Source organism: Halobaculum sp. MBLA0143 (genome assembly GCF_041361465.1).
GTDB lineage: Archaea > Halobacteriota > Halobacteria > Halobacteriales > Haloferacaceae > JAHENP01.
In genome coordinates this window covers 2,177,879-2,201,430 of sequence record NZ_JBGKAC010000001.1, presented here as the reverse complement: position 1 = coordinate 2,201,430, position 23,552 = coordinate 2,177,879, and the positions used below count along the sequence as shown (strand labels likewise).

At 68.6% G+C, this 23,552-nt stretch carries 23 protein-coding genes and 1 pseudogene; 16 read left to right on the top strand and 8 right to left on the bottom strand.

Annotated elements, in window-relative coordinates; translation table 11 throughout:
• Nucleotides 1–5 precede the first annotated feature (5 nt).
• Together purL and RYH79_RS11360 are read left to right on the top strand one after the other, a co-directional pair.
• Nucleotides 6–2,180 carry a phosphoribosylformylglycinamidine synthase subunit PurL gene (gene purL / locus RYH79_RS11365; RefSeq protein ID WP_370899178.1) on the top strand — a complete coding sequence of 725 codons (2,175 nt, stop codon included), beginning with the start codon at nt 6–8 and terminating at the stop codon, nt 2,178–2,180.
• A pseudogene (locus tag RYH79_RS11360) lies at nt 2,152–3,549 on the top strand (hypothetical protein); the annotation flags it as partial. The gene purL and the pseudogene RYH79_RS11360, both read left to right, overlap by 29 nt.
• Before the next feature lie 71 nt (nt 3,550–3,620).
• On the opposite strand, the gene RYH79_RS18075 reads toward RYH79_RS11360, so the two are convergent.
• Complete coding sequence (locus RYH79_RS18075; protein WP_489753353.1) at nt 3,621–3,782, bottom strand: DUF7550 family protein; 162 nt, start codon at nt 3,780–3,782, stop codon at nt 3,621–3,623.
• Between the two features lie 45 nt (nt 3,783–3,827).
• Complete coding sequence (carA, locus tag RYH79_RS11355) at nt 3,828–4,889, bottom strand: glutamine-hydrolyzing carbamoyl-phosphate synthase small subunit (protein WP_370899174.1); 1,062 nt, start codon at nt 4,887–4,889, stop codon at nt 3,828–3,830.
• 96 nt (nt 4,890–4,985) lie between these two features.
• Between carA and RYH79_RS11350 the strand changes: the two genes are divergently transcribed.
• From RYH79_RS11350 to RYH79_RS11340, 3 genes are all read left to right on the top strand, one after another.
• Entirely contained in the window at nt 4,986–5,399 is a 414-nt protein-coding gene (locus RYH79_RS11350) for an Lrp/AsnC family transcriptional regulator (protein ID WP_370899172.1), read from the top strand.
• Between the two features lie 114 nt (nt 5,400–5,513).
• Nucleotides 5,514–5,762 carry a hypothetical protein gene (locus tag RYH79_RS11345; protein WP_370899170.1) on the top strand — a complete coding sequence of 83 codons (249 nt, stop codon included), beginning with the start codon at nt 5,514–5,516 and terminating at the stop codon, nt 5,760–5,762.
• A gap of 78 nt (nt 5,763–5,840) precedes the next feature.
• Entirely contained in the window at nt 5,841–6,461 is a 621-nt protein-coding gene (locus RYH79_RS11340; protein ID WP_370899168.1) for an NUDIX hydrolase, read from the top strand.
• Here RYH79_RS11340 and RYH79_RS11335 read toward each other — a convergent pair whose 3' ends face one another.
• Nucleotides 6,462–7,106, bottom strand: coding sequence for a hypothetical protein (locus RYH79_RS11335; protein WP_370899166.1), 645 nt, complete (start codon nt 7,104–7,106; stop codon nt 6,462–6,464). It abuts the gene before it with no gap.
• A complete protein-coding gene (locus RYH79_RS11330) occupies nt 7,103–8,380 on the bottom strand; it encodes an AAA family ATPase (RefSeq protein WP_370899164.1) in 1,278 nt (425 codons plus the stop codon). Before RYH79_RS11330 ends, RYH79_RS11335 begins: the two co-directional genes overlap by 4 nt.
• 108 nt (nt 8,381–8,488) lie before the next feature.
• On the opposite strand from RYH79_RS11330, the gene RYH79_RS11325 reads away from it, so the two are divergent.
• Both RYH79_RS11325 and RYH79_RS11320 read left to right on the top strand, forming a co-directional pair.
• The gene (locus RYH79_RS11325; RefSeq protein WP_370899162.1) at nt 8,489–8,731 is read left to right on the top strand and encodes a hypothetical protein; all 243 of its coding nucleotides are present in this window, start codon (nt 8,489–8,491) and stop codon (nt 8,729–8,731) included.
• A gap of 69 nt (nt 8,732–8,800) precedes the next feature.
• Complete coding sequence (locus tag RYH79_RS11320) at nt 8,801–9,154, top strand: VOC family protein (protein ID WP_370899160.1); 354 nt, start codon at nt 8,801–8,803, stop codon at nt 9,152–9,154.
• Between the two features lie 15 nt (nt 9,155–9,169).
• Here the strand turns inward: RYH79_RS11320 and RYH79_RS11315 are convergent, their stop codons facing one another.
• Nucleotides 9,170–10,198, bottom strand: a complete 1,029-nt coding sequence (locus RYH79_RS11315; protein ID WP_370899158.1) for a glycosyltransferase family 4 protein — start codon at nt 10,196–10,198, stop codon at nt 9,170–9,172.
• 248 nt (nt 10,199–10,446) lie between these two features.
• Here RYH79_RS11315 and RYH79_RS11310 point away from each other — a divergent pair, with 248 nt between their 5' ends.
• Both RYH79_RS11310 and RYH79_RS11305 read left to right on the top strand, forming a co-directional pair.
• A complete protein-coding gene (locus tag RYH79_RS11310) occupies nt 10,447–11,973 on the top strand; it encodes a hypothetical protein (protein WP_370899156.1) in 1,527 nt (508 codons plus the stop codon).
• An 86-nt stretch (nt 11,974–12,059) separates the two neighbouring features.
• Nucleotides 12,060–12,779: a hypothetical protein gene (locus tag RYH79_RS11305; RefSeq protein ID WP_370899154.1), complete on the top strand. Its 720-nt coding sequence runs from the start codon at nt 12,060–12,062 to the stop codon at nt 12,777–12,779.
• Nucleotides 12,780–12,798: 19 nt separating this feature from the next.
• Here the strand turns inward: RYH79_RS11305 and RYH79_RS11300 are convergent, their stop codons facing one another.
• The 3 genes from RYH79_RS11300 to RYH79_RS11290 all read right to left on the bottom strand — a co-directional run bounded on the left by RYH79_RS11300 (nt 12,799) and on the right by RYH79_RS11290 (nt 16,962).
• Nucleotides 12,799–14,202, bottom strand: coding sequence for an outer membrane protein assembly factor BamB family protein (locus RYH79_RS11300; protein WP_370899152.1), 1,404 nt, complete (start codon nt 14,200–14,202; stop codon nt 12,799–12,801).
• A 41-nt stretch (nt 14,203–14,243) separates the two neighbouring features.
• A complete protein-coding gene (locus RYH79_RS11295) occupies nt 14,244–15,710 on the bottom strand; it encodes a carotenoid oxygenase family protein (protein WP_370899150.1) in 1,467 nt (488 codons plus the stop codon).
• Nucleotides 15,711–15,777: 67 nt separating this feature from the next.
• Nucleotides 15,778–16,962: a metal-dependent hydrolase family protein gene (locus RYH79_RS11290; RefSeq protein WP_370899148.1), complete on the bottom strand. Its 1,185-nt coding sequence runs from the start codon at nt 16,960–16,962 to the stop codon at nt 15,778–15,780.
• Between the two features lie 99 nt (nt 16,963–17,061).
• On the opposite strand from RYH79_RS11290, the gene RYH79_RS11285 reads away from it, so the two are divergent.
• From RYH79_RS11285 to RYH79_RS11255, 7 genes are all read left to right on the top strand, one after another.
• On the top strand, nt 17,062–17,490 hold the full coding sequence (locus tag RYH79_RS11285) for a universal stress protein (RefSeq protein WP_370899146.1): 429 nt from the start codon (nt 17,062–17,064) through the stop codon (nt 17,488–17,490).
• 87 nt (nt 17,491–17,577) lie between these two features.
• A complete protein-coding gene (gene mbhE, locus RYH79_RS11280; RefSeq protein WP_370899144.1) occupies nt 17,578–19,977 on the top strand; it encodes a hydrogen gas-evolving membrane-bound hydrogenase subunit E in 2,400 nt (799 codons plus the stop codon).
• Nucleotides 19,978–20,099: 122 nt separating this feature from the next.
• Nucleotides 20,100–20,513: an MnhB domain-containing protein gene (locus RYH79_RS11275; RefSeq protein WP_370900880.1), complete on the top strand. Its 414-nt coding sequence runs from the start codon at nt 20,100–20,102 to the stop codon at nt 20,511–20,513.
• On the top strand, nt 20,510–20,848 hold the full coding sequence (locus RYH79_RS11270; protein WP_370899142.1) for a sodium:proton antiporter: 339 nt from the start codon (nt 20,510–20,512) through the stop codon (nt 20,846–20,848). The genes RYH79_RS11275 and RYH79_RS11270 overlap by 4 nt, the downstream gene beginning before the upstream one ends.
• A 37-nt stretch (nt 20,849–20,885) precedes the next feature.
• A complete protein-coding gene (locus RYH79_RS11265) occupies nt 20,886–22,610 on the top strand; it encodes a complex I subunit 5 family protein (protein ID WP_370899140.1) in 1,725 nt (574 codons plus the stop codon).
• On the top strand, nt 22,607–23,224 hold the full coding sequence (locus RYH79_RS11260; protein WP_370900878.1) for a Na+/H+ antiporter subunit E: 618 nt from the start codon (nt 22,607–22,609) through the stop codon (nt 23,222–23,224). Before RYH79_RS11265 ends, RYH79_RS11260 begins: the two co-directional genes overlap by 4 nt.
• On the top strand, nt 23,217–23,513 hold the full coding sequence (locus RYH79_RS11255) for an MrpF/PhaF family protein (protein ID WP_370899139.1): 297 nt from the start codon (nt 23,217–23,219) through the stop codon (nt 23,511–23,513). Before RYH79_RS11260 ends, RYH79_RS11255 begins: the two co-directional genes overlap by 8 nt.
• The last annotated feature ends 39 nt before the right edge of the window (nt 23,514–23,552 follow it).

Sequence of the window (23,552 nt, the reverse complement as noted above, 5' to 3'; positions counted from 1 at the left end):
CGCGAATGCCGCTCGACGACGCGGACCGCGACCTGATCGAGTCGGAGCTCGGGCGAGAGCCGACCCGTGCCGAGCGGGCCCTCTTCGAGAACCTCTGGAGTGAACACTGCGCGTACCGGTCCTCGCGCCGGCTCCTGACCGCCTTCGACTCCGACGGCGAGCAGGTCGTCGTCGGTCCGGGCGACGACGCGGCCGTCGTGGCCGTTCCCGTCGGCGACGCGGCCGGCGAGGGTGAGTCGGGAGCCGAAACGGACCCAGAGCCGTACCTCACCTTCGGGGTCGAGAGCCACAACCACCCCTCCTACGTCGACCCGTTCGACGGTGCGGCGACGGGCGTCGGCGGAATCGTCCGCGACACCCTCTCGATGGGGGCGTACCCGATCGCGTTGTTGGACTCGCTGTACTTCGGCGACTTCGACCGCGAGCACTCCCGGTACCTGTTCGAGGGGGTCGTGGAGGGGATCTCTCACTACGGCAACTCCATCGGCGTGCCGACGGTCGGCGGCAGCGTCGCGTTCCACCCGGACTACGAGGGGAACCCGCTCGTCAACGTCGCCTGCGTGGGGCTGACGGACGCCGACAGGCTCGTCACCGCCGACGCAGAGACGCCGGGCGACAAGCTCGTGCTCGTGGGCAACGCCACCGGCCGGGACGGGCTCGGCGGCGCGGCGTTCGCCTCCGAGGACCTGGACGAAGACGCCGAGACGGAAGACCGCCCGGCGGTCCAGGTGGGCGACCCGTACGCCGAGAAACGGCTGATCGAGTGCAACGAGGCGCTGATCGACGCCGGGCTCCCGGTCGCCGCCCGCGACCTCGGTGCCGCCGGGCTGGGCGGTGCCGCCTCGGAGATGGTCGCCAAGGGCGGACTGGGCGCTCGGATCGACTTAGACGCCGTCCACCGCCGCGAGACGGGGATGACCCCGGTGGAGGTGTTGCTGTCGGAGAGCCAGGAACGGATGTGTTACGAGGTGGCGCCCGAGGACGTGGACCGTGTCCGCGAGATCGCCGACCGGTTCGACCTCGGTTGTTCCGTCGTCGGCGAGGTGACCGGAGACCGGTTCGTCTGTGTCGCCGACGGCGAGACCGTGGTCGACGCCGACGCCGAGTTCCTCGGCGACGGCGCCCCGGCGAACGATCTCGACCACGTCGAGCCGGAACGGCCCGCCCGCGACCGCCCGTCGACACCCCCGCTCCGGGAGGCCGTCGAGACGGTGGTGTCGGCGCCGAACACGGCGTCGAAGGAGTGGGTGTACCGCCAGTACGACCACGAGGTGGGTGCCCGAACGGCGACCGGGCCCGGCGGGGACGCGGCGGTGCTCGCGCTCCGCGCGGCCGACTCCGGGCTGGCGCTGTCGGCGGGTGCGGAGCCGCGGTGGACGGACGCCGCCCCGTACGAGGGGGCTCGGGCGGTCGCGCTGGAGAACGCCGCCAACCTCGCGACCGTCGGCGCGGAGCCGTTGGCGGCCGTCGACTGTCTCAACGGCGGCAACCCGGAGGACCCGGAGACGTACGGTCGCTTCCGGGCGGTCGTGGACGGGCTCGCGGACGGCTGTGGCGACCTGGACCTCCCGGTCGTCGGCGGCAACGTCTCGCTGTACAACGACTCCGAGAGCGGACCGATCCCGCCGACGCCGACGCTGGCCGTGCTCGGCACCCGGCCGGACACGGACGCCCCGCCGACGACACTCACCGGCGACGGGACACTGCTCGTCGTCGGCGACCGCGTGCTCGCGGGCGACGCCGACGCCCGACTCGGCGGCTCGGAGTACCTCGCCCAGATCGGCGGCAGTGACCGGTTCCCGTCGCTCCCGGCCGACCCAGCCCGGACGCTGGCGGCCGTCCGCGACGCCGTCGCCCACCCGTCCGTCACCGCCGCCCACGACGCGAGCCACGGCGGGCTCGCAGTCACGCTGGCCGAGACGGCGACCGCCGACGCCGGCCTGTCTGCGAGCCTCCCGGACGTCCCCGCCCTGTTCCACGAACAACCCGGCCGGGCCGTCGTCGAGACGACCGACCCCGCGGCCGTCCGCGCGACGCTCCCGGACGACGTGCCCGTCGCCGAACTCGGGACGGCCGACGACACCGGCGTCGTGAGCCTGACCGTCGGCGGCGAGACGGTCGAACTCGACGCCGCGACCGTCGCCGAGCTCCGTGACACCGTCGGCGCGGCGCTGTCGTGAGCCAGCGGCCGGCACAGGAGTTATTTCGCCCCGCGTAGACGCATCCGCCGTGCGCGCTCGTCTCCGCATCCTCCTCGTCGTCTGTTGTCTCGTCCTCGCCGGCTGTGACGCACCCGCGACACGACAGCCGTCGGCTACCGAGACCGGGACTCCCGCGACGACTGCCGCCGGGGACGCGAAGACGCCGGCGACGACTGCCGGCGGCGACACGCCGGCGACGACTGCCGGCCGAACCGACAGTTCCGCGGCGGACGCGCCCGCAGGAGACGACACCACCCGGACGGCGACACCCACCCCACCACGGTCACCGCGTGCGCTCGCGGCGACGTACGACGTCGACACGCCGGCGGCGCTCCCGACGAACGTCTCGCTCGTGTTCGCCCGGACGGCACTGCTCGCCGACCGACCCGACGCCGAGCCGCCGTCGACGGTCGAGATCCGGCGTGACGCCGGCACGCAGGTCGGGCCAGGGCGGTACCCCCCGTTCTTCGACGTGCTCGGCATCGCCCGCCCGAACGGGACCCAGGCGTACCCCGCCTTCGTGGCGAACCCGGACCGGATCGTCGTCAACCGCAATCTGACGGCGCGACCGGCGCTCTTGGAGGCGACGCTCGCACAAGAGGCGGTTCACGTCCTCCAGTTCAGTAACCGTCGTCCGGTCACGCTCCGGCGCGCCGTCGCCGGCGGGCGAGTGACCGTCGACGAGAGCTACGTCGTCACGGCGCTGCTGGAGGGGACCGCAGTCTACACGGAGAGTGTCTACCAACGGCGCTACCAGAACGCGACGACCACTCGGATCGACGACCTGCGGCGGCTCCTCGCCGACCGGACGACCGTCGGCCGGATCAGCTACGGGATCTACTACTACGGCGCTCGTCACGTCCGCGACCGGCTGGACTCGCCGGCGGGGCTGGAGCGGGTGTACGAGTCGCCGCCGGAGACGACGGAACAACTGCTCCACGGCCGCGACGCCGGCCCGCAGGCGACGCTCCCGGTGACAGCCGAGACGGAGACGTACGAGACACGCCCCCGCCGCCGGACGACGTTCGGCGAACTGTTCGTCCGGGAGACGCTGGCGACCCGACTGGAGCCGTCCGTCGCCGCCCGAGCGGCCGCCGGCTGGGGGACGGACGAACGACTCGTGTTCGTCGACGGAACGGAGAGTGAGACGACCGACGCTGCGGGTTACGTCTGGACACACCGCTGGGACACCGTCGGCGACGCCCGGGAGTTCACGGCGGCGTTCGGCCGTTACCTGAACGCGACACAGAACCGCTCCGCCGTCACGGGCCCGAACGGCCAGACGACCGGCTGGCGGAGTGACGGCCGGACGTACAGACTCCGCCGGCTGGACGACCGGACGACGGCACTCGTCGCCGGCGACCCCGGGTTCGTCGCGAACGCGACGGTGACGGTCGGCGAAGACGGTGTCGTCGTCGGTCAGACGCCCAACAGCGTCGGGACGCCGAACAGGACGAAGAAGCCGACGGCGGCGACGAGGGTGCCGACGGCCACCTCGCGCCCGCCGAACGACTGCATCGGGCTGGTCACACGCTCGTCGTCGAACTCACGGTAGTGGTCGTGGTCGTGGTGGTCGGCCATACGAGGCCGTCTGCGACCCGGCTACTTCAACGGTGTCGTTCGTGGTCAGTCCGCAGCGACCCGCGGGGAGGCCTCGACGGCCGCGAGCACGTCGTCGAAGAAGCCGAGCGAGTCGTGCGGGCCGGGATTCGCCTCCGGGTGGTACTGACGCGTCAGGACGTTCCACTCCTCGTGGTCCAACCCCTCGGCGGTGCCGTCGTTGACGTTCACCTGCGTCACCTCCAACGGACCGGGGTCGGCGACGGAGTAGCCGTGGTTCTGGGTCGTCATGACGACCCGATCCGACTCCAGGTCGCGGACGGGCTGGTTGACGCCGCGGTGGCCGAACGCCATCTTCTCCGTCTCCCCGCCGACGGCGCGGGCGACGATCTGTTGGCCCAGACAGATTCCGGCGACCGGGAGCTCGCCGAGGAACTCCGAGACGAGCGTCTCGGCGGCCCCGTACGTCGCCGGGTCGCCCGGCCCGTTCGAGAGGAACAACACGTCCGGGTCGTAGTCGGTCAGCTCCGCGGGCGTCGTGTCGTGCGGGAGGACGTGGACGGTCGCCCCGCGCTCCGTGAGCGAGGAGACGATGGAGCCTTTGGCACCGCAGTCGACGAGCGCCACGTCGGCCTCGTCCCCGCCGGCGACCGTGTACGCCTCCGGCGTCGACACCTGGGCGCCGATCTCCGTGTGGTCCGACATCGGCACGGCGTCGTCCAACTCCGCCCGGGCGTCCGCGGGCGTCGCCTCGGGTCCGGCCGCGATTCCGCAGGCCATCGCCCCCTCCTCGCGGACGCTCGTGACGATCTCTCGGGTGTCGAGGTGGTCGACCGCCGGCACGTCCGCCTCGGCGAGCCACTCTGCCACGTCGTCCGTGAACTCCCGGGCGACGGCCGCGTTCGGGTGGACTCGCTCGGACTCGAACCGCTCGGGCCGGACGCCGTAGTTGCCGACCAACGGGTACGAGAACGTCAACACCTGTTCCTCGTAGGAGGGGTCCGTCAGCGACTCCTCGTAGCCCGTGTACGCCGTGGTGAACACCAGTTCTCCGCGCGCACGCCCCGGCGCACGACAGCGTGCCTCGAACACGCGTCCGTCCGCCAGCGCTACGTAGGCGTTCGTCATTACGAGAAACGGACGAACCGGCGGGGCATAACTGTGTCGTTCGAAGCGAGTTACGAAATTCGTAATTCGTTTGTGGGTGGCGGTCGACTGGGTCGTATGGACGACCTCGACAGGGAGATCCTCAATCGGCTACGACGCGACTCACGGACGCCGTACACGGAGATTGCCGAGGCGGTCGGCACGAGCGAGGGGACAGTTCGAAATCGCGTCGACCGGATGACAGAGGAGGGGATCATCGAACGGTTCACCGTCACCACTCGGACGGGCAACGTGAAGGCGATGGTGGAGATCAGCGTCGACATGAACGTCGACACCAGCGAGGTGTCGGACCGCCTCGCGGAGTGGTCCGAGGTGGACTTCGTCTGGCAGGTCTCCGGCGAGGAGGACATCGTCCTGGTCGTCGACTGTGTCGACACTGCGGCGGTGAACGAACTCATCTCCCGCGCCCGGGAGGTGGACGATGTGGAGGGGACGAAGACGCGACTGATCTTGGACGAACGGCTGGGGTGAGAGACGACTTCCGAGCGTCGGGGAGTGTCCGAACGCCCTACTGCGTCTCCGGGCCAGAGACCCCCGGATCGGACGAGCAAAACTGAAGTATCTCGTGGGGAGTTCGGTGGACGGATGTCAGAACCCGGCCGGGGCACCCGTTCACTGTCACACCCGGTCGTGTTCCTCGCAGTGTACATCGTCGCGCTCGGTGTGTGCATACCGGGTGTGAGCCTCGTTGCCCCTCATACCGTCGGAGTGTCGTTCGACACAGCCGGTCCCGCGACCCAACTGGCCACGCTGCTGAGCGGGTGGGCCGTCGCCACGGTCGTCGCGCTCGGGTACCTCGGCGTCGAGCACCGACTGACTGCCGACGAGGCGTGACACTACGCCTGCGCCGTCGAACACCAGCTACAACGCCGTATCGGAACTGCCTTCATACCCCTCGCCGTCTGTCGGCGTATGAGCGCAGACGACGCCCAGTCGGCGGCGGAGTCCGCCGAGGAACCGGCCCACGAGAACGCACTCCAGGACGTGATCGCCGTCGACGGCGACGACGAGCCCCAGGGGACGGTCAACCGGCTCGACGCCCACACCGGCGACGGCATCCGTCACCGTGCGTTCACCTGTCTCGTCTTCGACGAGGAGGGCCGTATCCTGCTGGCCCAACGCGCCCACGACAAGCGCCTCTGGGACACCTGCTGGGACGGCACCGTTGCCTCCCACCCCGTCGAGGGGCAGAGCCAGGAGGCCGCCACCCGACAGCGACTGGAGGAGGAACTGGGCATCACCCCCGACCAGTACGACGACCTCCGCGTCACCGACCGCTTCGAGTACAAGCGTTACTACGAGAACGCCGGCCTGGAGTGGGAGGTGTGTGCCGTCCTGAAGGTGACGCTGTCGGACATCTCGCTCGACCCGGACGACGAGGAGATCGCCGGACTGCTGTGGGCCAACTACGAACACCTCCACGACAACCCCGAGTTCTACCGGCAGCTTCGACTCTGCCCGTGGTTCGAGATGGCGATGCGACGCGATCTGGCGGAAGGTGAAGAGGAGGGTGTGACGCCCGCGGACGAGTAGTCAGAGGACGCGCGTCATCGCTCTGGAGTCCGCACTCGCCAGAAACGAACGCAGTTTGTCACCTTCCGTCTCGTCTCTATCGCCGTCGCGGATGTCGCTCGCCTCTTCGAGATCTGATCGGAACGCCAGCACGTCGAAGCTCCCGACGGGTCCCTGTTTGCTGTGGAGCGTCGCCTCTCCGGCGACCTGGACGCTCGTCTTCGCGTGTGGATCTGACCACTCGATCTCGTACGCTCGGCCCTCGTGGACCGATTGGATCCGCTCGTCCAACTGCTTGAGCAGTTCTCGGTACTTCCGGATGTCCGAGCCGTGTGTCAGGTGATCGTAGTTTTTCTTGTCGAGATCCGTGAGCAGACACACCTCGTAGTCTGGTTGCTTCAACAGAACGTTGCACAGCCCCGCGAACTGGAACTCGAGATTCTCCACCCCGTTCTCCGACTTCACCAGAACGTCGTACGGGTTGCGACGCTCGGTGAAGTTCTGTAGCTTCCGTCGCTCGAAGTTCCGGACGCGCTGGTGGTCCACGTCTTCGGCGAGAAACCGATCCACCTCGACGCCGGCGTACTCCAGTTCGTAGAACTGTTCGACGAGCCGCACGTCGCGCTTCCCCTCGCAGAGAACGACGCGATCTCGTTCCTGGGTCATAGTCCCCGCAGATCGTTGTACAACTCGGTCAGCGACCGCTCCGCCTCGCGGTACTCCAGCGTCTTCGCGGCGCCGTCCTGCATCTGGAACAGCTTGAACTCCTCTTCGAGGAACGCGACTTCGTCGTCACGCAGATTCTCGTTGAACAGGTCGTTCAGGAAGTCGTTACTGTGTGTCGTGACGAACAACTGAATATCCTCCTCCATCGCCAGCCCGATCAAGAAGTACACCACCTCGCGCACGTAGCCCGGGTGCATGTGCGTGGTCGGCTCTTCGAGGAAGAGGACTTCGGGGAGGTCGTCGTCGAGCAGTTCCCACAGCAGCGCGACGATAGCTCGGAACCCTTCGCCCATCTGCTCGAACGGGACGGAGTACTTCTCGCCGTCTTCGGGGTCGAAGATCAGGTCGTCGAGCGTGAACGTCTTGAGATCGTCCACGATCTCCTTCTCGCGGAGGAAGTCGCCGACGTTGTCGGTCTTGATCGGTTCTTCTTTGTCAGGCTTGATTGTGGTCCCGTGGGTGACGAAGTTCGTGGAAGTGCGAGGGTCTGGACTCACTTCAGTCGGGAGAGACGGCCGCCGCACCAGTCCGCGTGGGACTATCGTTGTGATACCCTCTCCTTCCGGCTCGTCAGATAGCCGAACGTCGAACTTCTCTGCCAGATCGATCCCAGTCTCTGCATTCAAACTGTGTATAAATGTTCCGGCAGCCTTCTCCACTGTCCCCGGATCCTCGACAATCGGATAAGACTCACCGTCGACTTCCAGAACAGAGACTCCGTGACGAACCCACTGACTGTCTGTGGGTATGTGGTCTGCAATCAGATTAGGAATACCCTCCTCCGGCTCTTCCCTGATCGGCTCAAACTCACGGTGGTCCGATAGGGTTCTTATCAGATCCTCGAACCCCCCAGCACTCGACTCGAGTAGGTTCGCTGCCGCCTGCGCGACCGCTGCCCTCGCCTGTGCGACTGGAGCCGGACGCAGCCTCGTCAGCCCTTCTTGATCGCCAACTTTCACCTCAACGACAGATTCGCTCCGTTGTCTATTGAATACTTTCTCGACTCCTCTACCAGGAGTGCCATTAGAGTGCACCAGGTCTGAATGGGTAAATTGGTCTACACTTCCTGGCTCACACCCCAGCCGAATCGCCTCCAGCAACGAGGTCTTCCCGGAGTTGTTCCGCCCGGTGACGACGGTGAACTGCCCGGGCTCTACCGTCAGCTCCTCGATCTTCTTGAACCCCTCCACGGAGACACGTTCGACGTGGGCCATCGACTCGCCCAGAAGTTGCGCGGCATCGCGGATAAACTCCGGGTCCGGGCCGCCTCGCCGGCCGACGAGTCCGGAGGGACTAAGACCGAGCCAACCGCCCGAGGGAACGTGAGCAGCGACGACACGAGTGGCGCACGCCTGGAGCCGCGACGAGTCCTGGTCGGGGGGTTCACGATCCTGTTCGCGGTCGCAGGCTACCTGGCCGTCAGGGTCGCGGTCGCGGCGACGGGGCTGTCACAGGAGCTGGAGCTGGCGGCGCTGCCGGCGTTCGGCGTCGCCGGGGTCGTGGGGTTCGTCGTGCTCGTCGCGGGGGTCGTGCCGCCCGAGGAACGGCCGAGCGAGGGGGAGTGACCGAGCCCTTCCGGTAGACCGGAAGCGACACCGCCCACGCTTTTGTCCCCGGGCAGCGACGCCGGTGACGTGAGTGGACTCGTCTTCTTCCGGACGGCAGACCGCGAACGGGTCGTACAGTGGTACACAGAGACGGTCGGGGCGAGCGTCTGGCTGGAACAGCCGGGCTGCACGATTCTGACGTACGAGGGGTTCCGGTTCGGCTTCTGTGACGCCGACGACGGCGAGACGGAGACGGAGGGGATCCTGACGTTCGTCACGGACGACCGCGCGGGCGTCGACGAGTTCCACGACCGCGTCGGCGACGCCGCCCGCGAGGAACCACACCTCAACGAGCCGTACGAGATCTACCAGTTCTTCGCAGACGACCCGGACGGCCGGACGGCGGAGTTCCAGACGTTCCTCCACGAGACGCCGGAGTGAGGGCCACGCCTCGACTCAGCTCCCGCGTGGGTCCTCGCCGACGAGATCCGCGTACAGGTCCAACAGTTCCTCGCCGACGGCGTCCAGGCCGTAGTCGGTGGTCAACTCGGCGGCGTGGTCGCCGAGACGGTCGCGGCGCTCGGGGTCGTCCAACAACGTCGAGAGGGCGTCGACGAACCCGGGGACCCCGTCGGCCTTCAGGCAGTCCTCCCCGCCGGTGAGCCACTCGAAGGTGGGGATGTCCCGGACGACGGGCGGGTGGCCACACGACATCGCCTCCAACAACACCATCCCCTCGTTCTCGTTCTTCGTCGGGAAGAAGAACACGTCGCCGGCGGCGAACGCGCCTCGTGGGTCCTCGACGTAGCCCGTGAACGTGCAGTTGTCGGGGCTCTCGCGGACGGTCCGGCGGACGGTGGAGCTCTTGAGCACGGCGTCCAGGCGGCCGCCGGTGGGGTTGAGGTAGCCGAACCACGCGAAGTCCACCTCGGGCATCCGTCTGGCGGTCTCCACGAACGCCGACAGCCCCTTGCGCTCGATCACGTGGCCGAAGTTGAACACGACGGGCGGCTCTAGATCGTACCGGTCCAGGTACTCCCGTCGGAGGTCGGGGTCGTCGTGACCGGCCAGTCGGTCGGCGTCGAAGCCGTTGGAGATCACCGTCCGCGGAGTGTCCGTGTACCCCGCGATCACGTCGCTCGTGTACGTCGACGGGCAGACCAGGTGGTCCCCGAGCCCGTATGCGAACTCCAGGTACGGCCGCAGCGGCTTCGCCAGGACGTTCGAGAACGCGAAGCTCTCCTCGAAGTCCTCGGCCGTCTGGTGGGTGTGGACGAGCACGGGCGTCCCGCGCCGCCGCGCCCGGACCGCGGCGACGACGGAGCGTGGCCCCATGTTGTTGAGGTGGAGCAGGTCCGCCGAGGGGTCCGGCTCCGTCGTGTAGGCGACGCCGTGGTCGTCCAAGATCCGGCGTTGGTTCTGGACGGTCTGGTAGTGGCCGCCCGTGATCGCCGACTCCCACTCGAAGTAGTGGCTCACGTACACGCCGGCTCACCCCGTCGTCGCCCGGCGGTCGTCGCTCCGGTCACGACCGGCGGTTCGCCGGGGGGGAGTAGGAATCTGTCGGAACGTCGTCGGTCCGGCGTCAGGAGAGCAGTGTCTCGGTATCGTTTTGAAATCTTCGTCTTACCGAAGCCATTCATATACTCTCACAAGCAATTCCGCCTGCCAAAAGTTTTCTAGAACTTAGGGGAATCACAAGATATATACAATTTCCACTCGTATCATTACGTATGTCCAACGAAGACAAGCTAAACTATCGGAGAAGAGGCGTACTCAAGTCCGCTGGTGCCCTCGGTGCTGTCGGAGTCCTCGGATCAAGAGTCGCACAAGGTCAACCAACCGACAAGCAACTCCCGAACACCTACTCGCAGCATGGCACAGACGGTGATTCGTTCCGTGACCCCGCGTACTTCCGCCACATAGCCGACCTATCGGCAGCCCGAAGGCTGGTCCGTCAGTACGAACGGAGCGGTAAGCGGTCGGCCCTCTTAACGCCTCACCTTCGAGAACAGCTCGAAAAGAGTAACCAAGAGAGAGTAGACATCACGGTCACAACAACCGGCCGCAGAGCAAGGTACACGTCTAACGGTTCGTTCGGGAGAACCCTCCACGGATGGCAGCCGGCTCCTGGCGAAGTAGAACAACTCAGAAGCTACGGGACAGTCCGGTACGTCCCTGAAGTCGCCTCAACGAAGGTGGGTCTCTCAAGTGTACAGGTTGATGATGTTGCAGAGATCGCTGACCTCGGGTTCGTACTGGAGATCGGGCACGATCCCGAAGTGCGCTTGCGAGAAACCAACTCACAGCTCTCAACCACCGCGACACCTCCGTCAGCCGATGACCTACGTAGCAGCTCCCACAGCGACTTCGATGGAGTATCACACAGCCTTGACTCCAGTCTAAAAATTGGCTGCTTCAACTTAGGGTACGCATACGGTGATGGCGGACATGCGACCGAATGGAGCAAGAACTGGGCGGAGTCACAAGGCATCGACACCGGGCTTGCAAAGGACTTCACGGGTGCAGGGTCGTGGAAGTCCTCCGACGCTACCCACGGAACGAACGTGATGGACGCAACAGCGTTCATGCTTGACGGGAAGACGACGAGTTCGAGTCACCACGTTCCGCTCCGTGTGTACGACACGTCGGAAGACATCAAGGCCAGTGAGTGGCGCAACGCAATCGAGTACGCTGTAAAAAACGACATCCCGGCCAGTGTGACAGCACTGGAGACCGCAGCTAACGAGCCGTACTGTACGAGTACACTGTGTGAAGAACTTGACTCGTACACAAGCGCGGGGTACGCGATGACCGTCGCAACGGGGAACGATGATGAGTCCAGCGAGGTGTGTCATCCAGCGACCTCGTATCACGCCATCGGCGTCGGTGGCTACTTCGGCTCTTGTTCGGGTGGGTACAGTTACGATCAGAACTCGAACTATGGGTCTATCGACTACTACGCGGACAACTACGACACTGCCTACTGTAAGTGGTGTCACACCGACTGGGGAGACTACGGGTTCCAACCGAACGTCTACTCGGCATACGAGTACGATACTGACGCGAGTGTGACCATCGCTGGGACCTCATATGCATCGCCAATCGTCGGTGCTGGGACCGCGATCCATGCGTCCGCGAATGGTCCAATCTCGTACTACGATCACGTTCGTAAGTACCACGAGATGTCCAACTACACGGTCTGTCCTAGCGAATCCTCACAACAAGGCGATGTGTTGAACGTACCAAATCTGGTGTAACAACGGCGATAGCAGTATCGATGGATTGATCACCAAAGTTCTGAGAATTAAAAAATTCACGCGTAAAAAGTGAATACTTGTTACGCATGAATTTGGGTGTCGGTAGTTTAACAAACGCTGACAAGATTACACGACGCCGCGTCTCGGCGCTCCTCGCGGGGATGACGATCGGCTTGAGTGGGTGTGGTGCCGACAGCCCGAGCGCCGAGACGGAGACGACCGAAGGAGACAACACCCAGACAGCGACGGATGGTAAAGGAACGAGGACTCTGACGGACGGGAGCGACGAGACAACTCCCACTCGGACGAATACCGACAAGCCGACTGACACAGCCAACGACCTGAACCACACGAACTACGCGGCGGCGTGGCCGTTCGCCCCCGACGGTGTCGTCGGCCGGACCGCTGCACGACCGCTCGGCGACAGTGACACGGCGGCCGCGTTGCTGGCGTCGTCGACTGACGCAGAGCAGTTCCACGCGGCCGTCGAGTCGGCGACGGACGTCTCCCTGTCGGGGTACCGGTTCACCGCGGCGACGGAGTTCTCGACGGCGAGTGTCGTCGTCGTTCAGCGGCGGGCCACCTCCGGGGCGTCCAGACTCCGACTCCAGTCCGTGGAGGCGGTGGGCACGACCGAGCCGCGGCTGGCAGTCCACGAGGTCGACCCGGGGCCGACACAGGCGGCGCCCACGCGACTCCTGCTCGTCAGACTCCCAGACGAGGGGACACCGCCGCCGACGGCGACCGTTCGGGTGACTGGCCCGGGTGGGGAGACGACGACGGTGGTCGCCGAACCGTTCGGGTGAGTCGCCGTCGTCGTCGCCCTCACACCGGGACGGCGTGAACCGCGCCGCCGGTGACGAGCACGACTCGGTCGCCAGACGGCGGCGTCGGGCGGTCCAGCCACTGCCGCGGGAGCACGCGCCGCACCGGCCCGAGCCCCTCGGCCCGGACGCGCTCCGTCCCGTCGCGGGGGTCGTACGAGACCATCCCCCGACTGCCGGCGACGACGAGCGCCGGCCCGAGCCGGACCCGTGTCGCCTCCCGTTCGCGGAGCCCGTCGAGCGGTGCCGACCCGCTCCCCACCTCCGGGGTGACGCGCCACCGCACCTCGCCGCCGTCGTCGACGGCGGCCAGCCGACGGCCGGCGGCGAGGTAGAGCCCGAGGTCGTCTTCGGCGACCGCCGTGCCGCCGCGGCGCCACCGCCGGGACAGCGACCGGTCGTACGACGCCACCCACCGCCCGCGTTCGTCGACGAACTGGACGACCGGCCCGTCGCGGACGGCGACCGGGCGTGCGGCCGCCTCCAGCGGCTGCCAGTCGAACCGTCCGCCTGCCGTGTCGAGCACGAGCAGTCCGCCGCCGTCGCCGCCGGGGACGCCCGCCCCGAGGTAGAGCCGTTCCTCCCCGGCGACGACGGCGGCGTCCAGCCCGAACCGGTTGCTCGCCCGAGCGCGAGTCTCGCCGTCGGAGAGCGACAGCGCCCTGACCGTGTCGCCGACGGCGACGACACAGTGGCCGTCGTGGTGCCCCAGCCAGGCGACCCCGGCAGTCGTCTCCCAGCCCCGCCGCCAGACGACCGTCCCGTCGGTGGTTCGCGCCTCGACGGTCGCCACCCGGCCGTCCATCCGGGTGAGGTACAGCCGGTCGCCGTCGAACAGCCGTGGGTCGCCTCGAACGCGCCAGACGGGCCCCCAGTCGCCGAGCCCGTCCGCCTCCAAGACGGCGTTACGGTCCGGCCCGCGGCCGTCCGTCCGCCACAGTTCGACGACCGCCCGCGTCGCCGTCGTCGCCTCCACCCCCAAGACGGCGTCCGTCCGCCACAGCCGTCGCCCGGTCTCGGGGTCGACGAGCGTGCCGAACGGCTCGTCGGCGGCGATCTCGCTCGACAAGCCGAGCAGTCGCCCGTCCGTGTCCGCCCGGACGGGGGCGTCGTACTCCCGGCGCCAGTCGACGCTCCCGTCTGCCGGGTCCAAGCCGACGACCCGAGGGGCCTCGGGCGGGCCACGGGAGACGACCACGTGCCCCCCGAGCAGGACCGCCGGGACGACGGCGCTGGCGGGCGCGGCCCACGCCGTGGCCGTCGCCGTCGGGGTCGACGACTGGGTCGGCGTGCCGGCCAGCGCGGGGTTGACCGTCCGGGTCTGTGACTCGTCGGCGGCGCCACAGCCGGCGGCTGCGGCGACCGCGGTGACGCCGACCCCTCGCAGGAACCGTCTCCGTCTCACGCTCTGGGTGGGGCCCGGAACGGCTTACCGCTTCGGACGACTCACGCCATACTCCGGACGCGGTTGCCGTCCCGGTAGAACTGGCCGTGGAAGCCGTACGGCAGCCGGTGGACTCCCATCGCGCGGGCACGCTCCGTCATGTCCCGGGCGTCCAACACGACGAGGTCCGTCCGCTCGGCGTCGGCGTCCAGCACGGTCGTGACGATCACGCCGGTGTCTTCCCCGTCGGCGCCCGGCGCGGCCTCGAACAACGGCTCCCCGGGGTACCCCTCCCCCTCGGGTGTCCAGGTCGTCGTCGACCCCTCTCGTAAGTCGTACTTGACGAGCCGCGTCGGGAGACTGGAGCCGTCGGCGTTGGCCGCGAGGTAACAGTAGCGGTACGACTCCCCGAGCCTCGTCGGGTAGTCGAACGTGGGGAACTCCACCTGGCCCTCGTACAGCGTCTCGTAGGTCGCCCGGCCGTCGTCCAACGGCACCCGGTAGCGAACGAAGTCGCCGGCGGGCACGTCCGGGTCGTCACTCGCCAGGTTGGACACGGTGAGCCGCGTCATCGCCCGTTCGTCGTCGTACGCGACCATGTCCACCAGGAGGTCGTCGCCGTCGCGGTAGGCGTTCGCGTGGTGGTAGACGAAGAACGGGTCCGCCGGCACCTCCCGCCGGACCTCGCCGGTCTCGCGGTCGACCACGACGAACCGGGCGTCTCTCGTCTCCGTCTCGCCGCCGATTCCGTCCTCGAACGACGTGACGGCGTCGACGAACGTCCCGCCGGAGAGAGCACCCGTCAGCAACTGCGTCGTGTCCAACCCGTACGGGATCGCCGCCAGCACGGCGAACTCGTCGGTGAGCGCGAACGAGTGGGCGTACGGCGCGTCGTCGAACGGCAGCTCGCAGATCGGCTCGACGGCCGTCGTCTGTGGGTCGCGCTCGAACAGGGTGTACGTCGCCCCGCGGCCGTACGACACCGCGAGGTTGACGAACACCTCACGGTCGGGGTCGTAGTGGGGGTGACCCAGCGTGAAGTCGGCGTCCAGCCCGGTCGTCAGGTCGCGCCGACCGGTCGTCTCCAGGCCGTCGGCGGCGACGCGGACACCGACCGGCGACTCCGTGATCGCCGTGACGGTGTTCCCGAAGTTGGCCACGCCGATAGAGGGGTTGTCCTGGAACGCCCCGCTGAGGCTGTGACGTAGTCGCGTCCAGACGGGTCGGTCCGGGGGCGTCCCCGGGAGCATTCGCCGGACGCCCCCCTCCTGCCGGGCGTACTCGAAGTCTTCGCTGCGGACGAACCGGTTCGTGTAGGTGACGCTGTCCGTCCGCCCGTCGATCCGGAACGCCCGGAGCATGGCGAGCGGGTCGAACCAGTGGCGCAGTTCCGTCTCGCCGGCCTCGAACTGCCCGGGACCGTTGCGGATCAGCCGGCCGACGAGCCAGTCCGGCAGCGACCCCGACACCGGCAGCGACTCCCCGGTGTGCTCCTCGTCTTGCGTCTCGAACCCGAGTCTGTGCGACACGGAGACGGCTACGCCGGGCGACGGTATGAATGGTCGGCCACGCGGCCGGCGTGTGTCCACCGCCGACTCAGACCACCTGCTGTCCGTCGGCGATCACCGCCGACAGTTCCTCGTAGGCGGCCGGGTCCTCGCGTGGGTTCGCCGGGAGGACGACCAGGTCGGCGGCGTAGCCCGCCTCGATCAGTCCGACGTCGCCGACGCCACACAGTTCGGCAGCGGTGACAGTTGCGGCCTCCAGCGCCGCTGCCGGCTCCATCCCGTACTCGACCATGTACTGGAGCTCCGTCGGAATCTCCGAGACGTGATTGAACGGCGTGCCGGCGTCCGTCCCCATTGCGATCTCGACCCCTTCGGCGGCGGCGTGCTCGAAAGAGGTGGCGAACACCTCGGCGGCCCGTTCCGCCTTCTCGACCGCATCCGCCGGGATACCCCCCTCGGCGTCGGCGTTGTCGACGATCCCGCGGAGGGCGGAGGCGGTCGGCACCCAGTAGGTGTCGTGTTCTGCCATCGTCGCGGCCGCCTCCCGGTCCATGTACGTCCCGTGCTCGACGCTCGTGATCCCGGCCTCGGCGGCGTTCACGATCCCCGCCTTCCCGTGAGCGTGGGCGGCCGTCGGCACCCCCTTCGCCGACGCGGCGTCGACGAGCGCTTCCAACTCCGCGGGCGTCAGCTCCGTCGCCTCCGTCTTGGCGCCCTCGGTGAGGACGCCGCCGGTCGCCATACACTTCACCACGTCCGCGCCGCGTTTCAGCTGTTCGCGGGCGGCCTTGCGGACCTCCGCCGGACCGTCCGCCTCCCGACCGCTCCAGTGGGTGTGCCCGCCGGTGACGACGACCGTCCGGCCACAGGCGCACACCCGCGGCCCGACGAGCCGGCCGTCGGCGACCGCCTCTCGGGCCTGGATCGCCACCTCGCCGGTCGCCCCCAGGTCTCGGACGGTCGTCACCCCGTTCTCGACGGCCGTCCGGAGGTTCGACGCCGCGGTGTACGCGTAACTGTCCCGCGGCTCGTGGCGACCGGACTGGGTGTCCGGCCGACCGTCCATCTGGAGGTGGACGTGAGCGTCCACGAGCCCCGGCGCGACGAACTGTCCGGTCGCGTCCAGCCGCGTCACCGTCGTCGCCGCCTCGACTGCTCCCGACACGTCACCGACTGCGAGAATCTCTCCCGCCTCCGTGTCGACCGCCACGTCCGCCACGACTGTCCCGTCTGCGTCCGCGACCGTCCCGCCTTCTATCACAATCGTTGACATGTTCGGCGTTACTACACCCCAGGTGCTAAAGCTACGGGTGGCGTCCGTCGCGGCGAAACACGAGGAGTTAACTCCGTGGTGTCGCCACACGCAGGTACGATGGAGTACGAGCGTATCCTGCTCCCGGTCGCCGGCGACGGCGACGTGGACCCGGTCGTCGACCACGCCCGCAGCCTCGCCGTCGCACTCGACGCCGAGCTTCTGGCGCTCCACGTCGTCGACCCGGACGACGACGGGGGGACCGCCGCGCCCGGGGAGACCGGCACCGTCACGGAACCACGCGGCGCAGACGCCGTCTTCGAGGCGGTCGCCGACCACGTCGACGACGCCGTCCCGTTGGAGCGTGTCACCGTAACCGGCGACCCGGGCGACGCCATCGTCGAGACCGTCCGGGACCAGGACTGTGACTTCGTCGTGATGGGCACCCACAACCGCCAGGGGCTCGACCGACTCGTCACCGGCAGCGTCGCCGACCACGTCGGTCAAGCCGCCGCCGTCCCCGTCACGACCATCCACGTCGACGACTGAGACCGACCGGAGCCGTCCGCTCCGTCCGCTCGGCGAGGACCACGAGCTTTGACAACACTCAAGGCCGGGTCTGGCCGAGTTAGTGGTGTGATAGAGACCGTCCTCGCCGTCGTCTTCCTCCCGTTCCTCGGGGCGGCGCTGGCTCCCGCGGCCTACCGGGTCTTCGGGGAGCAGACCGCCTACTACGCGGCCGGGGTGGCGGCGGTCTGTCTCGGGCTCGTCTGGCGGCTGTACGCCGCCGGCGTCGGCCTCCAGGGTGGGACGCGGTACGCCGTCGAGTGGGTCCCCTCGCTCGGAGTGTCGCTGGCCCTGTACGTCGACGGCCTCGCGCTCCTGATCGCATTCCTCGCCTCGGGTGTCGGCGTGCTCGTGCTCGTCTACTCCGGCGGCTACATGCACGGCGAACCCGGCCAGGCGAAGTACTACGCCACGATGCTGGCGTTCATGGGGTCGATGCTGGGCGTGGCGCTCGCGGGCGACCTGTTCGCCCTGTTCACGTTCTGGGAGCTGACGAGTCTCTCGTCGTTCCTGTTGATCGGCCACTACACGTCGGCCGACGACTCCCAGTACGCCGCCCGGAAGTCGATGCTGATCACGGTCGCCGGCGGGCTGTTCATGCTGGCGGGCTTCCTCGTGTTGGCGTGGGCCGGCGGGACGACCCTGATCGCCGGCGAGGGGTCGTTGGTCGCACAGGCCGGCTCCACCGGGGAGCAGCTGCGGACTGCCGGGCTGTTCGTCCCCGCGCTCCTCCTGGTCGGGGTCGGCGCGGCGACGAAGTCCGCGCAGGTGCCCTTCCACGTCTGGCTGCCGAACGCGATGGAAGCGCCCACGCCCGTCTCGGCGTTCCTCCACTCCGCGACGATGGTGAAGGCGGGCGTCTACCTCCTGGGCCGGTTCCGGCCGTTCTTCCTGCCCGCCGAAGCCGAGACGCTCGTCCCGGAGTGGTCCGTGGTCGTGCTCTCTCTGGGGCTGCTGACGATGACCGTCGCGGCCGTCCTCGCGGTGGCGGCGACGGACATCAAGGAACTGTTGGCGTACTCGACGGCCTCGCACCTCGGACTGATCACCGCCGGCTTCGGCGCCGCGAACGGGCTGGGTGCCGAGACGGGGGCGTTCCACGTCCTCAACCACGCCTCGTTCAAGGCGGCTCTGTTCCTCGTCGCCGGAATCGTCGCCCACGAGGCCGGCACCCGAAAGATCGAACACCTCCGGGGGCTGCGTCACGACCTCCCCGTGACGGCCGTGATCGCCGGGCTCGCCTCGCTGTCGATGGCCGGGCTGCCGCCGTTCAACGGCTTCTACTCCAAGGAACTGCTGTTCGAGGCCACCTACGAGGTGGGTCACGCCGCCGGCGGGGCGGCGTGGGTGTTCCCGGTCGTCGCCGTCCTCGGGAGCGTGTTCACCTTCCTCTACTCCGTGAAGTTCCTCTCCCTGTTCCTGGGCGACCGCCCGGAGACGCTGGGACACGTCCACCGCCCGCCGGCGGCGATGCTGGCGCCGGCGGCCGTGCTCGCGGTCGCCGTCGCGGCCATCAGCGCCGACCCGAACGGCGCCATCCGGTTGTTGGTCGGTGACGTGTACGCCAGCACCGTCGCCGGGGAGGCACACTCCTTCTCGGTGAAGTTCCCGACGAAGCTGAAGCCCGCGGTCGTGATGTCGGCGATCACCATCGGCGTCGGCGCACTGCTGTGGCCCCAGTACGACCGACTCCACCGCGGCGTCCGCCGGCTGCTGGCCGGCCCCGCCCGGGCGAACTGGTGGTACGACAACGGCGTGAACGGACTGACGACGGCCGGCCGGCGGTTCTCCGAGTGGGCCCAGACCGGACTCGTCCGGACGTACGCCGCCTGGACCGTGGCGACGACGGCCGTGCTCGCCTTGGGGGCGTACCTCGTCGCCGCGGTGTCGATCCCGGCACTGACGCCCGCCGCGGGGCTGACCCCTGCGTTCGTGATCGTGTTGGCGGTCGCGGTCGTCGGCGCGGCCGCCGTCACCGGCGCGCCGTCCCACATCGCCGGCGTGCTCACGCTGTCGATCCTGGGGTTCATGGTGGCGATCTTCTACATCCTCGCGGACGCGCCGGACCTGGCGCTGACGCAGTTGGTCGTGGAGACGTTGGTGCTCGTCCTGTTCCTGCTCGTGTTGAACCGGCTGCCGGCGTTCTACGGCGAACCGTCGCGGCTGCGGGCGATCCGAGACGGCGCCGTGGCGACGCTCGTCGGCGCGACCGTGTTCGTCACGGTCGTCGTCTCGACGAGCGCGTCGCCGGCCGAGCCGTTGTCGGAGGTGCTCGTCTCGCGGGCCAACCTCCCGCCGGGCGAACACGGTGCGTTCTTCACGGACTACGGCGGCGGCTCGAACGTCGTCAACGTGATCTTAGTGGACCTGCGGGCGACCGACACGATGGGCGAGATCGCCGTCGTGGCGATGGCGGCACTCGCGGTGTTGACGCTGATCCGGATGCGGGAACGAGGTGAGACACAGTGACAGACGACAGCCAGCCGGTCCCGGACGGCGGGACCGCGAGCGACGGACGCACCGACGACCGACCACCCGGCCAACCGTACGACCAGACGACAGTCGTCGCGCGCACCGTCGTCAAGGCGGTCGTGCCGATCATCGTCGTGACGGCGCTGGCGCTGTTGTTCCAGGGCCACAACCGCCCGGGCGGCGGCTTCATCGGCGCGGTGTTGACCGCGACCGCCGCGGTGTTGGTGTACGTCACGTTCGGCCTGGACTACCTCCAGGGGTTGTTGATCGGGCCGCCGACCGCCGACGGCAGCCACGGCGCGACGGAGTGGTACCGGTGGCTGTTCGCCGGCGGCCTCGCGGTCGCGGCCGGCAGCGGGATCGTCCCGATGGCCGCCGGCTCCGGGTTCCTCACCCAGGGTGTGGCGTTCGTCCACGGACTCCCGTTGTACGGTGAACTAGAGGTAGCCAGCGCTCTCGCGTTCGACCTCGGAGTGTACGGCACCGTCGTCGGTGGACTCCTCACCATCGTCTCGGAGGTGGGTTCGGAGTGACCCAGTGGCTGCTCGCGGCCGTGCTCGGGACGTTGTTCTCCCTCGGGACGTACCTCGTCCTCCGGCGGGACGTGGTGCGTGTCGTCTGGGGTGTCGCTATCGTCTCGCAGTCGGCCAACGTCTACCTCGTCACGATGGGTGGGTTCCTCGGCCCGGCCCCCATCGGCGACTTCCGGACGGCGGCGGCCCCGACGGACCCGTTGGTCCAGGCGCTCGTGTTGACTGCCATCGTCATCGGCTTCGGGACGACTGCGCTCGCGCTCGTGTTGACCTACCGGGTGTACGAGGAACACGGCACCATCGACGTGTACGAACTCGGGGGTGAGGGGCTGTGACAGCCGCCACAGCCGCCTGCGACGGGGGTGAGCCGCGATGAGTGTCGCCGGCGACCCGCTCGTCGTCGCGCCCGTGTTGATCGCGCTGTCGACGGCGATCCTCTCGTTGCTCGCCCGCCTGGATCTCCGACTCCAGCGTGCGGTGAGCCTGCTGGGCGGGGTCGGCTACACCGTCGCCGTCGCGCTGTTGTTCGAACGGGTCGTGCTCCAGGGGTCGGGCGTGTTGCCGTACTACCTCTCGAACTGGCCGGCCCCGTACGGGATCACGTTCGTCGCCGACGGGCTGTCGGCGTCGATGCTGGCGCTGTCGGGCGTCGTGACGCTGCCGGCGCTCGTGTTCGCCCTCGTGTCCGTCTCTCGGGAGGGCCAACGCCTCTCGTTCCACCCGCTGTACCACTTCATGATCGCCGGCGTGGCGGGCGCGTTCCTCACCGGCGACGTGTTCAACCTGTTCGTCTGGTTCGAGGTGATGCTGATGGCCAGCTACGTGCTCGTCGTGTTCCGGTCCGGTCCCGACGAGACCCGGGCGGCGCTGTCGTACGTCGTGCTCAACCTGTTGGGCAGCGCGGTGATGCTCGTCGCGATCGGCGGGCTGTACGCCACGACCGGCACACTCAACATGGCGGCGATGGCCGAACGGCTCGCCAACCCGGCGGCGTACGACGTCGCAGTCGCGCCGACGCTCGGGCTGGCGACGCTGCTGTTGTCCGTGTTCGCGCTGAAGGCCGGGGTCGTCCCGTTCCACTTCTGGGTGCCGGCGGCGTACGACGCCGCCCCGGACCCCGTGACGGCCGTGCTCGCCGGCGTGGTGAAGAAGGTGGGCGTGTACGCCGTGATCCGGTTGTTCTTCACCGTGTTCGCGGCCGCGGAGTACGCCAACGGCTCGGCGTTGGACTACGTCGGCCCGATCCTACTCGTCACGGCCGTCGCCTCCACCGTCTACGGCGGGGTCGCGGCGATCGGCCGCGACCGACTGTCGGAGCTGTTGGCGTTCTCCTCGATCGCCCAGATCGGGTTCGTGATCGTCCCGTTGGGCGTGGTCGCGCTCGCGCCGGCGACGGCCGTCCCGGCGTCGGCGCCCGGCGAGACGCTGGCGGCGTTCGGCGTCGCCGCCGCGCTCGTGTACGCGTTCAACCACGCGATCGCGAAGGCGCTCCTGTTCCTGGTGGTCGGCACGCTCCGGGACGCCGTCGGGTCGGCCGACTTCTCGGAGCTGGGCGGGCTCGCCCGCCGGACGCCCGTGCTCGCGGCGGGGTTCCTGCTGGGCGGCCTGTCGCTGATCGGCGTCCCACCGTTGGTCGGCTTCTTCGGCAAGCTGCTCGTGTTCCGGGTCGCAGTCGTCGGCGGTGCCGCCGGGAGCGGCGTCGCCGCGACCCTCGCGTGGCTCGGACTCGCGGCGACGCTCGTCGGGGCCGTGTTCACGATCGCGTACGTCACCCGGGCGTGGAACGCCGTCTTCTGGGGTGACCCGTCCGGGCGGGTGGAGACGTTCGTCCCCGACCGGTGGCGCGCTGGCGGGCCCGACCCGACGGGCGCGGCCGCCGACGGCGGCTACACGACGACGGGGAGTCGGACGTTGGTCGTTGAGGTGGCCGTGGTGGTATCGCTGGCGGTCGCGCTCGTCGGCTTCGGCGTCGGCGCGGAGTTCGTCGTCGACGCGGCCGCGACCGCCGGCGACGCCGCGACGGACACCGCGGGCTACGTCGACGCCGTGCTCGGCGCCGAGCGTGTGCCGGTCGAGGCCGGCGGAGGTGAACACTGATGCGACGCCTGATCGCCAACACGGTGTTCCTGGCCGTGTTGTGGCTGTTCGTCCGCGGCGTGCCGCCGACGGCCACCCGGGTCGCCGAGGAGGGGTTGATCGGGCTGGCCGTCGGGCTGCCGGTCGCCGTCGGACTCCGACGGTTCTACGGCGACACCGTCACGAGCCGGACGCTCCGCGTGGCGCCGTACGCCCTGCTGTACGTCGCCACGTTCCTGAAGGAGCTGTTGATCGCCAACCTCTCGGTGGCCCGGATCGTGTTGTCGCCGTCGCTGCCGATCGACCCCGCGGTCGTGGAGGTCCCCCTGCGCGTCCAGTCGGACGCCGCCGTCACCACCATCGCAAACAGCATCACACTCACGCCGGGAACACTCACGATGGACTACGACGCCGCCACTAACACCCTGATCGTTCACAGTCTCGTCGTCACCGACCGCGAGACCGTGCTGGACCCGATCCGAACCTGGGAAGACTACGCGCTCGCCATCTTCGACGAGGAGCTGAAGCCGGGCGACCCCGTCCCCGATCCGCGGCCGGAGACGGACGGCGGTCGCGTCGGCGACCCCGGCGGCGACACAGACCCCGCCGGAGACGGAGGTGAGACGGATGGCTGACCCGCTTCCGGGACCGGTGACGCTGGAGCTGATCCTGACAGTCGCGCTGGCGATCGCGGCGCTGGCGACGCTCCTGGCGGGCTACCGGGTGATCGTCGGCCCGACGACGCCGGACCGTGTGGTCGGGCTGGACGTGATCGGGACGAACGTCGTCGCCGTCGCGGTCGTGTACGCGATGGCGACGGGCCGGGGCTACTTCCTCGACGTGGGACTGGTCCTGGCGATCATCGGCTTCATCAGCACCGTCACCGTGGCGCGATACGTCACGGACGGGGACATCATCGAGTGACACCCACCATGCACGACACCACCGACACGACGACGGGCC